The 13,741-nt window shown below is 65.9% G+C and carries 9 protein-coding genes; 2 read left to right on the top strand and 7 right to left on the bottom strand.

Annotation, left to right across the window (positions count from 1 at the left end):
• Window positions 1–94: 94 nt before the first annotated feature.
• The gene (gene pcaF, locus ACYCVF_RS18520; protein WP_459598650.1) at window positions 95–1,303 is read right to left on the bottom strand and encodes a 3-oxoadipyl-CoA thiolase; all 1,209 of its coding nucleotides are present in this window, start codon (window positions 1,301–1,303) and stop codon (window positions 95–97) included.
• Window positions 1,304–1,519: 216 nt separating this feature from the next.
• On the opposite strand from pcaF, the gene mutS reads away from it, so the two are divergent.
• On the top strand, window positions 1,520–4,258 hold the full coding sequence (gene mutS / locus ACYCVF_RS18515; protein WP_459598648.1) for a DNA mismatch repair protein MutS: 2,739 nt from the start codon (window positions 1,520–1,522) through the stop codon (window positions 4,256–4,258).
• Window positions 4,259–4,363: 105 nt separating this feature from the next.
• Here the strand turns inward: mutS and ACYCVF_RS18510 are convergent, their stop codons facing one another.
• The 6 genes from ACYCVF_RS18510 to ACYCVF_RS18485 form a co-directional block, all read right to left on the bottom strand.
• Window positions 4,364–6,040 carry a methyl-accepting chemotaxis protein gene (locus ACYCVF_RS18510; RefSeq protein WP_459598646.1) on the bottom strand — a complete coding sequence of 559 codons (1,677 nt, stop codon included), beginning with the start codon at window positions 6,038–6,040 and terminating at the stop codon, window positions 4,364–4,366.
• A gap of 358 nt (window positions 6,041–6,398) precedes the next feature.
• Complete coding sequence (locus ACYCVF_RS18505) at window positions 6,399–7,208, bottom strand: hypothetical protein (RefSeq protein WP_459598644.1); 810 nt, start codon at window positions 7,206–7,208, stop codon at window positions 6,399–6,401.
• Between the two features lie 263 nt (window positions 7,209–7,471).
• A complete protein-coding gene (locus ACYCVF_RS18500; protein WP_459598642.1) occupies window positions 7,472–7,981 on the bottom strand; it encodes an OsmC family protein in 510 nt (169 codons plus the stop codon).
• 55 nt (window positions 7,982–8,036) lie between these two features.
• Complete coding sequence (locus tag ACYCVF_RS18495) at window positions 8,037–8,822, bottom strand: ABC transporter ATP-binding protein (protein ID WP_459598640.1); 786 nt, start codon at window positions 8,820–8,822, stop codon at window positions 8,037–8,039.
• A gap of 4 nt (window positions 8,823–8,826) precedes the next feature.
• Entirely contained in the window at window positions 8,827–9,672 is an 846-nt protein-coding gene (locus ACYCVF_RS18490) for an ABC transporter permease (protein WP_459599674.1), read from the bottom strand.
• Window positions 9,673–9,745: 73 nt separating this feature from the next.
• A complete protein-coding gene (locus ACYCVF_RS18485; protein ID WP_459598638.1) occupies window positions 9,746–10,717 on the bottom strand; it encodes an aliphatic sulfonate ABC transporter substrate-binding protein in 972 nt (323 codons plus the stop codon).
• Window positions 10,718–10,905: 188 nt separating this feature from the next.
• On the opposite strand from ACYCVF_RS18485, the gene ACYCVF_RS18480 reads away from it, so the two are divergent.
• Window positions 10,906–13,695, top strand: coding sequence for a [protein-PII] uridylyltransferase (locus ACYCVF_RS18480; RefSeq protein WP_459606587.1), 2,790 nt, complete (start codon window positions 10,906–10,908; stop codon window positions 13,693–13,695).
• Window positions 13,696–13,741 lie beyond the last annotated feature (46 nt).

Raw genomic sequence — 13,741 nt, 5'->3', positions numbered from 1 at the left:
CCACGATCTTCCGGGCGGCGCCGAGAACGTGGATGCCCGGGACAAGCCCGGGCATGACGGTTAGATAGGACCGGGGCAGACGCTGCGCGTCTCGTCAGTTCAGCTTCTCGATCGCGACCGCGACGCCCTGACCGACGCCCACGCACATGGTGGCGAGCGCGAGCTTGCCGCCGCGCTTTTCCATGCCGTGCACGGCGGTGAGCGCGAGGCGGGCGCCGCTCATGCCGAGCGGATGGCCGAGTGCGATCGCGCCGCCATGCGGGTTGACGAAATCCGCATCGTCCTTGACCCCGAGCTGGCGCAGGCAGGCGATGCCCTGCGAGGCGAAGGCTTCGTTCAGCTCGATCAGGTCGAAATCGCTGATCTTCTTGCCGAGACGTTCCATCAGCTTGCGGGTAGCCGGCACGGGACCAATGCCCATGATCCGCGGCGGGACGCCGGCCGAGGCGAGCCCGAGGATGCGCGCGCGGGGCGTCAGGCCATGCTTCTTCACCGCAGCTTCCGAGGCCAGGATCATGGCGGCGGCGCCGTCATTGACGCCGGAGGCGTTGCCGGCCGTCACCGTACCGGGATTGCGCACGATCGGCTTCAGCTTGGCGAGGCCCTCCAGTGTGGTCTCGGGGCGCGGATGCTCGTCCTTGTCGATGGTGATGGGCCCGGCCTTGCCGCCGGGGACGGTGATCGGCGTGATCTCCTCGGCGAAATAGCCTGCCGCGATCGCAGCACCCGCGCGCTGCTGCGAGCGGATGGCAAAGGCATCCTGGTCGGCGCGGGAAACCTGGAATTCCTCGGCGACGTTCTCGCCGGTCTCCGGCATGGCATCGACGCCGTATTGCGCCTTCAGCAGCGGATTGATGAAGCGCCAGCCGATGGTGGTGTCGAAGATTTCGGCCGAGCGCGAGAAGGCTTCCTGCGCCTTGCCCATCACGAACGGTGCGCGCGTCATCGACTCGACGCCGCCTGCGATGGCAAGCTCGATCTCGCCGGAACGGATGGCGCGACCCGCGGCGCCGACTGCATCCAGTCCCGAGGCGCAGAGCCGGTTCAGGGTCTGGCCCGGAACCGAATCCGGCAGGCCCGCCAGCAGCAGCGCCATGCGCGCCACGTTGCGGTTGTCCTCGCCGGCCTGGTTGGCGCAGCCGAAGAAGACTTCGTCCACCTGCGCCCAGTCGAGACTGGGATGCTTGGCCATCAGCGCCTTGATCGGGGTTGCGGCGAGGTCGTCGGCGCGCACCTTGGCGAGCGAGCCGCCGAAGCGGCCGATCGGGGTCCGCACGGCATCGCAGATAAAGACGTCACGCATCGTTGTTCTCCCTGAATGCCGCGGTCCGGCCAGAATTCTTCAATAACCGCGGAGTTTTAGGAGTGTGCCCGCGGCAGGTCAATTGACTGATGCGCGTGTGTTCCGAGGGGTGCGCGCGCTTCCAGCGCACGCCGCGATGCGGACAACGTGGAAAACCCGCCCTACTAAGCCAAACCGATAGGATGCTCAGGCGAAATTTTGTAGGTTGCGCCGCCCATGACGATGCAACAGCCGATACCTGTCCTGCCCCCCGACGAGGCGCCCGCGCCGCAGGCCGAAGCCGCCGCGCGCGTCACGCCGATGATGGAACAGTACCTCGAGATCAAGGCGGCGCATCAGGGCCTGCTGCTGTTCTACCGGATGGGCGACTTTTACGAGCTGTTCTTCGAGGACGCCGAGATCGCCTCCAGGACGCTCGGTATCGTCTTGACCAAGCGCGGCAAGCATCAGGGCGCCGACATCCCGATGTGCGGCGTGCCGGTCGAGCGCTCCGAGGATTATCTGCATCGTCTCATCAGCGCCGGCCACCGGGTCGCGGTGTGCGAGCAGACCGAGGATCCCGCTGCGGCCAAGGCGCGCGGCAACAAGAGCGTGGTCCGCCGCGGCGTGGTGCGGCTGGTCACGCCGGGCACGCTGACCGAGGACACGCTGCTTGATGCGCGCGCCAACAACTACCTGCTGGCGATCGCGCGGGCGCGGTCCTCCGCCGGTGGCGACCGCTTTGGCCTAGCCTGGATCGACATCTCGACCGCCGAGTTCACGGTGACCGAATGCGCCAGCGGCGAGCTGGCCGCGACGCTGGCGCGCATCAATCCGAACGAGGCAATCGTCACCGACGCACTGTACAACGACAGCGAGCTCGGACAGACCCTGCGCGAGCTGCCGGCCGTGACGCCGCTGACGCGCGACGTCTTCGACGGCGCCACCTCCGAGAAGCGGCTGTGCGACTACTTCGCCGTCGCGACCATGGACGGGCTTTCCCAGCTCACGCGCCTGGAGGCCACCGCCGCGGCCGCCGCCGTCACCTACGTCGATCGCACCCAGGTCGGCAAGCATCCGCCACTGTCGCGCCCGGCGCGCGAGGCTTCCGGCGCGACCATGGCGATCGATCCGGCCACCCGCGCCAATCTTGAGCTGACGCGGACGCTGGCCGGCGAGCGCCGCGGCTCGCTGCTCGACGCCATCGACTGCACGGTGACATCGGCCGGCTCGCGCCTGCTGGCGCAGCGGCTGGCAGCGCCGCTCACCGATGCGCCGGCGATCGCGCGGCGGCTCGACGCCGTCAGCACCTTCGTTGCCGATTCCGCGGCGCGCGAGGACATCCGCAGCATCCTGCGCGGCGCACCCGACATGTCGCGCGCGCTCGCCCGCCTCTCGGTCGGCCGCGGCGGACCGCGCGACCTCGCCGGCATCCGCGACGGCATCATTGCCGCCGACCAGGCGCTGGCGCGGCTTGGCGAATTGGACCAGCCGCCGCAGGAGATCGCCGCGGTGATGGCGGCGCTGCAGCGCCCGTCGCGCGCGCTCGCATCCGAATTTGCCAGCGCGCTCGACGAGCAATTGCCCCTGATCAAGCGCGACGGCGGCTTCGTTCGACAGGGCTATGAGCCGGCATTGGACGAAGCGCGCAATTTGCGCGACGCCTCACGTCTGGTGGTCGCCTCGATGCAGGCGCGCTACGCCGACAATACCGGTGTGAAGGGTCTGAAGATCCGCCACAACAACGTGCTCGGCTATTTCGTCGAGGTCACGGCCCAGCACGGCGACAAGCTGATGTCGCCGCCGCTGAACGCCACCTTCATCCATCGCCAGACGCTGGCCGGCCAGGTGCGCTTCACCACGTCCGAGCTCGGCGAGATCGAGGCCAAGATCGCCAATGCCGGCGAGCGCGCGCTCGGGCTCGAGCTCGAGATCTTCGAGCGGCTCTGTGCGAAAGCGCTCGAGATCGGCGAAGACTTGCGCGCTGCCGCGCACGGCTTCGCGCTGCTCGACGTCGCGACGTCGCTGGCCAAGCTCGCGGTCGATGAGAACTATGTGCGGCCCGAGGTCGATGGCTCGCTCAGCTTTGCGATCGAGGCCGGCCGCCATCCCGTGGTCGAGCAGGCGCTCAAGCGCAACGGCGAGCCGTTCATCGCCAATGACTGCGACCTGTCGCCTGCGCCAGCGCAGAAGTCCGGTCAGCTCTGGCTGCTGACCGGCCCGAACATGGCCGGTAAATCGACCTTCCTGCGCCAGAATGCGCTGATCGCGCTCTTGGCGCAGATCGGCAGCTTCGTGCCGGCCACGCGCGCGCGGATCGGCATCGTCGACCGCCTGTTCTCGCGCGTCGGCGCCGCCGACGACCTCGCCCGCGGCCGCTCGACATTCATGGTGGAGATGGTCGAGACCGCGGCCATCCTGAACCAGGCCGGCGAGCGCTCGCTGGTCATTCTCGACGAGATTGGCCGCGGCACCGCCACCTTCGACGGCCTCTCGATCGCCTGGGCCGCGATCGAGCATCTGCACGAGAGCAATCGCTGCCGCACGCTGTTCGCCACGCATTATCACGAGCTGACCGCGCTCTCGGCCAAGCTGCCGCGGATGTTCAATGCGACGGTGCGGGTGAAGGAATGGCAGGGTAACGTCGTGTTCCTGCACGAGGTGCTGCCGGGCTCGGCCGACCGTTCCTACGGCATCCAGGTCGCCAAGCTCGCCGGCCTGCCGCCTGCGGTGATCACGCGGGCGAAATCGGTGCTCTCCAAGCTGGAGGCGCAGGACCGCGGCCAGACCGCGCGCGCGCTGGCCGACGATCTGCCGCTGTTCGCCGTACCCTCACGCGCCGCGGCGGAAGCGGCGCCGCCGAGCGAAGCCGAGCTGCTGATGGAGGCCGTGAAGGCGCTGCATCCCGACGAGATGTCGCCGCGCGAGGCACTCGATGCGCTGTATGCGTTGAAGGCGAAGCTGCCGAAGCAGTGAGCGTGCCGTAGCCCGGATGAGCGGAGCGATATCCGGGACGCCTGTTCCCGCATATCGCTCCGCTCATACGGGCCACGATACTTTCTGCGCCGAGAGAGTGGCGCTTTACGCCCGCGCCGCGATCGCCGCGGCCTCAGCCGCTGCGCGCTGCATGCTGTTCGACATTTCGTTCGTGACCGTGCTCTGCTCCTCGACGGCAGCGGCGGTCGACGTCACGTACTCGCTGACGCTGTTGATCGCCTGCTTGATCGAACCGAGTGCGTTGACGACGTCGCCGGAGATGCCGTTGAGGCTGCCGATCTCCTGGCCGATCTTGTCGGTCGCCTGCTTGGCCTGGTTGGCGAGGCTCTTGACCTCGGAAGCGACCACCGCGAAGCCACGGCCGGCTTCACCGGCGCGCGCGGATTCGATCGTGGCGTTGAGCGCGAGCAGGTTGATCTGCCCCGTGATGTTGTTGATCAGCTCGACGATGCCGCTCATCGCCTGTGCGGCCTCGGTGAGGCGCTGCGCCTGCGAATCGGCAGCCGAGACCTGCTCCACCGCGCTGATCGCGGTTTCACGCGATTTGGTCATGGCCTCGGAGATCTCCCGCACCGAGGCGTTGAGCTCCTCCGAGCCGGCGGCAACGGATTCCATCATCCCGCGCACGCGCTCGTTGCCCATGCGGACCAGCACCTGCTTGGTGGTGTCGGTGGCGTATTTCACGACCTTGAACGGTTTGCCGTTGAGATCGAGGATCGGGTTGTAGGACGCCTGGATGTAGACCTCCTTGCCGCCCTTGCCGATGCGCTTGTATTCCGCCGCCTGATACTGGCCGCGATTGAGCGCCGCCCAGAACTCGCGATAGGTCGCACTGTCGCGTTCACTGGGATCGACGAACATGCTGTGATGCTTGCCCTTGATCTCGGCCAGCGTATAGCCGAGCGCACCGAGGAAGTTCGCGTTGGCGGTGATGATCGAGCCATCCATGTTGAACTCGATCACGGCTTGGGCCTTGTCGATCGCAGCGATCTGGCCGGCGAGATCGGCGTTCTTCAGCTTCTCCGCGGTGACATCGGTGGCGAACTTGACGACGCCGAACGGCTTGCCGTTCTCGTCGAGCAACGGGTTGTAGGACGCGAGAATCCATACCTCGCGGCCGCCCTTGCCGATGCGCTTGTATTCACCGGCCTGGTATTGGCCGCGGTTGAGCGCGGCCCAGAACTCGCGATAGGCTGCGCCGTCGCGGTCGGCCTGGGCGACGAACAGGCTGTGATGCTTGCCCTCGATCTCGGCCAGGGAATAGCCGAGTACCCGGCAGAAATTCTCGTTGGCCGTGACGACGGTGCCGTCGAGCTTGAATTCGATGACGGCCTGGGCGCGGCCGATGGCGGCGATCTTGGAGGCCTCGGTCATGCCGCGAATCTTCTTCGCAGTGATGTCGGTCGCGATCTTCACGACCTTGACCGGCTTGCCGGCTTCGTCGAGCACCGGGTTGTACGACGCCTCGATCCAGACCTCGCGGCCGCCCTTGGCGATCCGCTTGAATTCGGACGCCTGGGGCTCGCCACGGTTGAGTTGTGCCCAGAACGCCTGGTACTCGGCGCCGTCGCGCTGAGCGGCCGGAACGAACATGGAATGCTTCTTCCCCTTGATCTCGTCGAGGGAGTAGCCGAGCGCAGTCAGGAAGTTCTGGTTGGCCGTCAGGATCGTGCCATCCATTGTGAACTCGATCATGGCTTGCGAACGACCAATGGCCGCAAGCATTGCGTCGGCATCACCGCGGGACTTGCGTCCAAACATCAGGAAATCTCCATCTCGAAATAGAGCCGAAGGGATGTGCCCGTCGGTATCAACGAACTGAACATGCGGCGCAGATCGATGGCTTGGAATCAGGTCGCCTGAATTCCACCGCGCGGAAGTGCCTGCGCAGGGCCTCATTCTGTAAGGAAAAGCTCGAACAAAGTTCTAAGATTGTTGCCGGAAGCCCGCGGGCTGGATGAGCCGTTCAAAGCGACGGCGCCAGAGCTGAGACCGGAGAAAGCACGTCAGACTTGAGAATGATGCTTCTCATTCAACGACTTGCTGACGCCGTGCCCTTGGCGTGAATCGAGCTTGCTACATCGGCCTTCGCGACGTCGTGTCGCGCATATCCGTAGTCTCACGGAAGCGGCTGCGCCTTGCGCGCCGCGCGCCGGCCAATTCCCCACAGCGTCAGGTTCCACGCCACGCAAGTCCCCAGCGCGAGGCACAAACCGACCGTGGAGCCGAACCACACGACTGCAACGTGCAGAACGGCGATGGCCATGCCAAATCCGAGCAGGCCCCACGCGGAGTTGGCGAGCACAGCGGCAGTCGGCGGTCCGCCGATGCGCGGATGCAGGATCACCATGATGCTGGAGAACACCACGGGATAGAGTGCGATGATGCCGCTGATGCGAGGGCCGACCCAACTCGACGTCGAGACCACGACAGCGACGAGGGTCGCGACCAGCGCAGCGCGCATCGGCACGTCGTACCAGCGGCGCGTCACTAGCGGCATTTTGGCATGGCGATAGCCTGCGAGCAGCGGAATGCAGATGCCGAACGCGATCAAATTGGCAGCGAGCCCCGCGGCCAGCGACCAGTCGAACTGGCGGATGATCGATGCAAGCACGAGCCAGACCGCGATTGCGCTTCCACAACTCACGAGAAGGCCATGTCGCTGCGCCAGCACCACATAGATAAGCGCGAGGACGATTGTCGCAGCATTCACCGGCAGGCTTGCCAGCGCACCCTGCGCTATGAAGGCGGCGTCGTGGTCCAATGCCAGGAAGACGTAGGAGGGACCGGCCGACACCGGCAGGGTCGCAACCAGCGCGCCGATCACAGGCCCTGCGCGTTCGGCGATAATCGACGCAGACACCACGAACGCCGCCGCGATCGCCATGCGCAAGAACAGGAAGAGGATGAAGTGAAGATCGAAGGACATCTTGGCTTCTTACCCTGCCCCGCAAGCGGGCAGGGCTATCGCATATGCGTTCTTGGCCGGGCCTGAGTGAGCGCCTCGTCCTTCGAGACGACCGCTTCGCGGTCTCCTCAGGATGAGGCTGAGCGGCATCTTTGCTTGTGGAATCTGTTGTCACGCACGCGGTCCTCATCCTGAGGGCCCGCCAGAGGCGGGCGTCTCGAAGGATGGCCGCAGGGAAAGCTCTCAAATGCGACAGCCTGCCCCTCCAGCGAAGTGTCCGAACGTCACATCCGCTGCATCGACACCGAGACCTTTGGGCCGTTCTTGATGGTTTGATAGACCACGCAATAGCGCTCGGTGAGCTTGAGCAGGAGATCGAGCTTGTCCTGCGGCGCGTCGGTGTCGACCTCGAAGCGCAGGCGAATCTCGGCGAAGCCGACCGGAGTCTCCTTGTCGATGCCGAGCGTGCCGCGGAAATCCAGATCGCCCTCGGCGTAGACGTTGCCGGTCTTCAAGGGCACCTCGATCGCAGTCGCGACCGATTTCAGCGTGACGCCGGCACAGGCGACCAGGGCTTCCAGCAGCATGTCGCCGGAACAGAGCTCGAGGCCGGAGCCGCCGGTGCCGGGATGCAGGCCGGCCATCGCGATGGCACGGCCGGTCTCGACCTTGCAGGCGATCCCATCGCCGTCTGTGGAACCCTTGGCCTTCAGTGTGATCAGCGCGGCCTTGGGATCGTTCTTGTAGCGCTCCTTGATCGGGGCTTGCATCTGGCGCAGTTGGACAGCGTCCATCTTGTTTTCTCCCGGGACATGATGCCTGCCGATGTACCGGCTCAGGGCGAGATTGTCACCACCACATGGCCTGGCCGGGACCCTGGGTTGCGTCGCGGTCGGGCACGCTGCGGTCGAGCGAACGATCGAGTGATGTCAGCACGCTGCGCTTGAAATTCTCGAACAGAGGCGAGTTGCGGTCGCGCGGTCGCGCCAGATTGACCTCGATCTGGTCGAACAGCCGGCCCGGCCGCGGCCGCATCACCAGCACGCGATCGGCCAGCACCACGGCTTCGTCGACGTCATGCGTGACGAGGATGAGCGTCGGCCGCGTGTCGGCCCACAGGTCGAGCAGATGATCCTGGAGATCCCTGCGCGTGAAGGCATCAAGCGCGGAGAATGGCTCGTCGAGCAGCAGCACTTCCGGCTGCGGCACCAGCGCCCGCGCAATCGCAACCCGCTGCGCCTGCCCGCCGGAGAGCTCGCGCGGCCAGGCCTGCGCCTTCTCGGTGAGCCCGACGCGCTCGAGCGCGCGCGCCACCTTCTCGCGCCGCTCGGTCGCAGGCAGATCGGCAAGGCCGAAGCCGATATTGTCGGCGACGCTGAGCCAAGGCAAAAGCCGCGGCTCCTGGAAGATGATGCCGATCTTGGCGTGCGGCGAACCGATCGTCTCGTCGTCGAGCGTTACGCTGCCCGAGCTGGCGCGATCGAGGCCGGCGATGGCGCGCAACAATGTGGACTTGCCGCAGCCGGAGCCGCCGATGATGGCGATGATCTCGCCTTGCCTGATCTCGGCCGAGAAGCGCGCCAGCGCCTTGACGCCGTTGGGATAGGTCTTGCTGACCCGATCGAGCGCGAGCATCGTTTCAAGCTCCCCTTGCCCGCCCGAATGCGTCCTGCCAGCGCAGGAACGGCACGGCGGCAACCTCGATCAGCCAATCCGTGAGCTTGCCGAGGATGGCGAAGATCACGATGGCGGCCAGGATCTGCGCGGGCTTGCCGAGCTGCTGGCCGTCGAGCAGGAGGTAGCCGAGCCCTTCGGAGGCGCCGATCAATTCGGCTGCGACCACGAACATCCAGCCCAGGCCAAGGCCGACGCGGAGGGACACGACATAGGCCGGCAGCACCGCGGGCAGCAGGATGCGGCGGATCATGGCGAACCCGGAGAGGCGAAAGGTGCGCCCGACCTCGACGATCTTGCGATCGACGGAGAGAATCGCACCCATGACGCCAAGATAGACCGGGAAGAACACGCCGACCGCGATCAGCGCGATCTTCGATGTCTCGAAGATGCCGAGCCAGAGGATGAACAGCGGCACCCAGGCCAGCGAGGGGATCGCGCGCAACGCCTGCACCGTCGGATCGAGCAGCCGCCGCGCCAGCGACCAATAGCCGGAGATGGCGCCTAGCAGCGTGCCAGCGACGATGCCGAACGCAAAACCGAGGCCGACGCGCCACAGCGTCGCTGTGACGTGGCGGACCAGCTCGCCGGAACGGGCGAGCTCGGCGATCTCCGCAAAGACGCGCGAGGGCGGCGGGACCAACCGGCCGTTGGACCAGCCGAGCCACACCACGAGCTCCCAACCCAGCGCGAGGGTCAGCGGCAGCAGCACGCCCAGCATTGGTCGCGCATAGCGGGACAGGCGCGAGGGCGCAGCGGCGCCCTCGGCTGGCTCCGAGGTCTGTTGCAGAACGGGCGCGTCGGAGATCATGGCCATAGCAAGCGCGTCTGACGAGGGAATGCAGGGTAGCGTCGACCCTCCCTCCAGGGGAGGGCAAGAGACACTAATTCGTGGGCAGCGGGACCTGATCGTCGATCAGGGCATCGAGCGTCGCCTTGACGTCGACCTTGCCGTCGACGACTCCGGCCTGTTGCAGCGCGAGGCCGGCGGCCAGAATCGATTCGCGCTGGGGCGCGCCAATCCGGCCGTGGGTGAGCTCGGTGCGCTCCTTGAGCTGCTTGTCGACGACGGCCTCGGGAAGTCTTGTGGCTGCGATGAAGGTCTTCTTCAGTTCGTCGTAATTCGCCAGCGAATATTTGCGCGCCTCCTCGTAAACCGCGAGGACGCGGCGAGTGATGTCGGGATAGCCCTTCAGGAACTGCTCGCGCACATTGAGGATGCCCCAGGTGTTGGCGTCGGCCTTGCGATGGAGCAGCTTTGCACCTTCCTCGACCTCGGCCTGTGCCATCATCGGATCGAGCCCGGCCCAGGCGTCGACGTCGCCGCGGATCAACGCGGCCTTGCCGTCGGCATGCTGGAGCAGCACCGGCGTGATGTCTTTTTCCGTCAGGCCCGCCCCGAGCAGCGCGCGAACCAGGAAGATGTGCGGATCGGTGCCGCGCGTCACCGCGACGCGCTTGCCCTTGAGGTCGGCAACGGCAGCGATCTTGGAATCCTTTGAAGTCACCAGCGCGGTCCACTCGGGGCGCGAATAGACGTAGATCGACTTAATCGGGTTGCCGTTGATGCGGGCGACCAGCGCCGCCGAGCCCGCGGTCGAGCCGAAATCGATCGAGCCGGCGTTGAGGAATTCGAGCGCCTTGTTGGAGCCGGCTGACTGCACCCAGGTGACCGTGATACCGTCCTTGGCGAACTCCTTCTCCAGGAGACCCTTCTGCTTCAGGACCATCGACACCGGATTGTAGGTCGCCCAGTCGATGCGGATTTCCTTGAGCGGCCCGGCCGCCTTGGCCGCGGGGAAGAATGCGAACGCCACCGCCCCCGCCAGAAGAATACGTCGTGCAATCCCGGCCATGCTCCGCCTCCCGAAAAATTTCATTGTTTTTCAATGAGTTGTATCTAGAGGTCAACGAGAAAATCCATCCCTTGAAACCGCGCCGGCCGAGAACAGATTTGCCCGAAGCCGCGCCTTTCCAGCATGGAACGTTTGTTGCCAGAGAATGGCGGGTGACAGCGCCTGTCACCTCTTATATCCGGAGAGACATGGACAGCATCGCGACTGAGCAGAAGGCCGGGGTGGACGAACGTTTCGACACCGCGCGGATCACCGCCGCGGTCGATGCGCTTGCCGAAAAGCATCAGGGACGCGAGGACGCGTTCCGCACGGCGATGGCGCAACTGCTCAAGGCGGAGCTGATCGCGGCGCGCGCCGCCGCACAGGCGATCCTCTTGAAGGACCGCCACGGCCGCCGCTGCGCCGAGCGTCTGTGCCACGTGCAGGACGAGATCATTCGCATCCTGTATTCGGCCGCGACGCGCCATCTCTACCGCTCGCCGATCCCGGGCGGCGCCGAGCGCATGGCGGTGGTTGCCACCGGCGGCTACGGCCGCGGCCTGATGGCGCCGGAATCGGACATCGATCTGCTCTTCATCCTGCCCTACAAGCAGACCGCCTGGGGCGAGCAGGTCGCCGAAGCGATCCTCTATTGCCTCTGGGACATGGGGTTGAAGGTCGGTCACGCCACGCGCTCGGTCGACGAATCGATCCGGCAGGCGCGCGGCGACATGACGATCCGCACTGCCATCCTGGAGACGCGCTTCCTCACGGGCGACAAGCCGCTCTATGAGGAACTGGTCGAGCGCTTCGACAAGGAAGTCGTGCAGGGCACTGCGTCCGAATTCGTGACCGCAAAGCTCGCCGAGCGCGAGGAGCGGCATCGCCGCGGCGGCCAGTCGCGCTATCTGGTCGAGCCCAACGTCAAGGACGGCAAGGGGGCCTTGCGCGACCTGCACACGCTGTTCTGGATCGCCAAATACGTCTACCGCGTGCGCGATACCCACGAGCTCGTCGCGCGCGGCGTGTTCGACGCACAGGAATATCGCACTTTCCGCCGCTGCGCCGATTTCCTCTGGTCGGTGCGCTGCAATCTGCATTTCCATTGCAACCGCGCCGAAGAGCGCCTCTCCTTCGATCTGCAGCGCGAGATCGCGATCCGGCTCGGCTATACCTCGCATCCCGGCATGCAGGATGTCGAACGCTTCATGAAGCACTACTTCCTGGTCGCCAAGGAGGTCGGCAACCTCACCGCCATCCTCTGCGCCAAGCTCGAGGACCAGCAGGCCAAGCCCGCCCCGGTGCTGAGCCGGATGATGGCGCGGTTGCGGCCGACCGCGGCGAAGCGGCGCGTCCCCGACAGCGACGACTTCATCGTCGACAACAACCGCATCAACGTCGCCGCGCCCGACATCTTCAAGCACGACCCGGTCAATTTGATCCGCATCTTCCGCCTCGCGCAGAAGAACAACCTCGCCTTCCACCCGGATGCGATGCGCGACGTAACGCGATCGCTGGGCCTGATCAACGCGCAGCTCCGCGAGAATCCCGAGGCCAACCGGCTGTTCATGGAGATCCTGACCTCCGACAACGCGGAGATCGTGCTGCGGCGGATGAACGAGACCGGCGTGCTCGGCCACTTCATCCGCGCTTTCGGCAAGATCGTCTCGATGATGCAGTTCAACATGTATCATCACTACACCGTCGACGAGCATTTGATCCGCTGCATCGGCTTCCTCCAGGACATCGAGCGCGGCGGCATCGAGGAATTCACGCTCGCCAGCGACCTCATGCGCAAGACCCGGCCTGAGCACCGCGCGGTGATCTACATCGCCACGCTCCTGCACGACGTCGCCAAGGGCAGGCCGGAGGATCACTCGATCGCCGGCGCAAAGGTGGCTCGGCGGCTCTGCCCGCGGCTCGGCTTCAGCCCTGCCGACACCGAACTGGTGGCGTGGCTGATCGAGGAGCATCTGACCATGTCCACGGTCGCGCAGTCGCGCGACCTCTCCGACCGCAAGACCATCGAGAATTTCGCCGCCGTGGTGCAGTCGGTCGAGCAGATGAAGCTCTTGACCATCCTGACCACGGCCGACATCCGCGGCGTCGGCCCGGGCGTGTGGAACGGCTGGAAGGCGCAGCTCTTGCGCTCGCTGTATTATGAGACCGAACCGGTGCTCACAGGCGGCTTCTCGGAGGTCGACCGGGGAAAACGCCTTGCGGCCGCGCACGCCGAATTCCGCATGGCTTTCTCCGAATGGCCGAAGGACGAGCTCGACGCCTATATCGCCCGGCACTATCCGGCCTACTGGCTCAAGGTCGAGCTGCCGCGCAAGATCCGCCACGCCCGCTTCGTCCGCTCCAGCGAGCAGGCCGGCCACAAGCTCGCGATCAATGTCGGTTTCGACGAGGCGCGCGGCGTCACCGAGCTGACGATCTTCGCCGCCGACCATCCCTGGCTGCTGTCGATCATCGCGGGCGCCTGTGCCTCGGCCGGCGCCAACATCGTCGATGCCCAGATCTACACCACGACCGACGGCCGCGCGCTCGACACGATCTCGATCTCGCGGGAATACGACCGCGACGAGGATGAAGGCCGTCGCGCCACGCGCATCGGCGAGATGATCGAAGACGTGCTGGAGGGCAAGCTTCGCCTGCCCGAAGCAATGGCGCGGCGCACCGTACGCAGCAAGGCAAGGCCGTTCGTGATCGAGCCGGAAGTGACCATCAACAACCAATGGTCCGATCGCTATACCGTGATCGAGGTCTCCGGCCTCGACCGGCCCGGCCTGCTCTACGAGCTGACCACCGCGATCTCGAAGCTCAACCTCAACATCGCCTCGGCCCATGTCGCGACCTTCGGCGAGCGCGCGCGCGACGTGTTCTACGTCACCGACCTCCTGGGCGCGCAGATCAACGCGCCGACGCGGCAGGCTGCGATCAAGAGCGCGCTGACCCATGTGATGGCCGGCGACAAGGCGGTGCAGCCGGCGGCGTAACGGGCGGCGGCTTCTTTCTTCGTCATTCCGGGGGCGCGCGGCGCGC

The organism is Bradyrhizobium cedriense (assembly GCF_054602315.1).
This window is presented reverse-complemented; position numbering and strand designations above follow the sequence as displayed.

Coding starts and splice junctions, on each gene's coding strand:
- pcaF (WP_459598650.1), bottom strand. CDS start 1,303: ATGCGTGACGTCTTTATCTGCGATGCCGTGCGGACCCCGATCGGCCGC.
- mutS (WP_459598648.1), top strand. CDS start 1,520: ATGACGATGCAACAGCCGATACCTGTCCTGCCCCCCGACGAGGCGCCC.
- ACYCVF_RS18510 (WP_459598646.1), bottom strand. CDS start 6,040: ATGTTTGGACGCAAGTCCCGCGGTGATGCCGACGCAATGCTTGCGGCC.
- ACYCVF_RS18505 (WP_459598644.1), bottom strand. CDS start 7,208: ATGTCCTTCGATCTTCACTTCATCCTCTTCCTGTTCTTGCGCATGGCG.
- ACYCVF_RS18500 (WP_459598642.1), bottom strand. CDS start 7,981: ATGGACGCTGTCCAACTGCGCCAGATGCAAGCCCCGATCAAGGAGCGC.
- ACYCVF_RS18495 (WP_459598640.1), bottom strand. CDS start 8,822: ATGCTCGCGCTCGATCGGGTCAGCAAGACCTATCCCAACGGCGTCAAG.
- ACYCVF_RS18490 (WP_459599674.1), bottom strand. CDS start 9,672: ATGATCTCCGACGCGCCCGTTCTGCAACAGACCTCGGAGCCAGCCGAG.
- ACYCVF_RS18485 (WP_459598638.1), bottom strand. CDS start 10,717: ATGGCCGGGATTGCACGACGTATTCTTCTGGCGGGGGCGGTGGCGTTC.
- ACYCVF_RS18480 (WP_459606587.1), top strand. CDS start 10,906: ATGGACAGCATCGCGACTGAGCAGAAGGCCGGGGTGGACGAACGTTTC.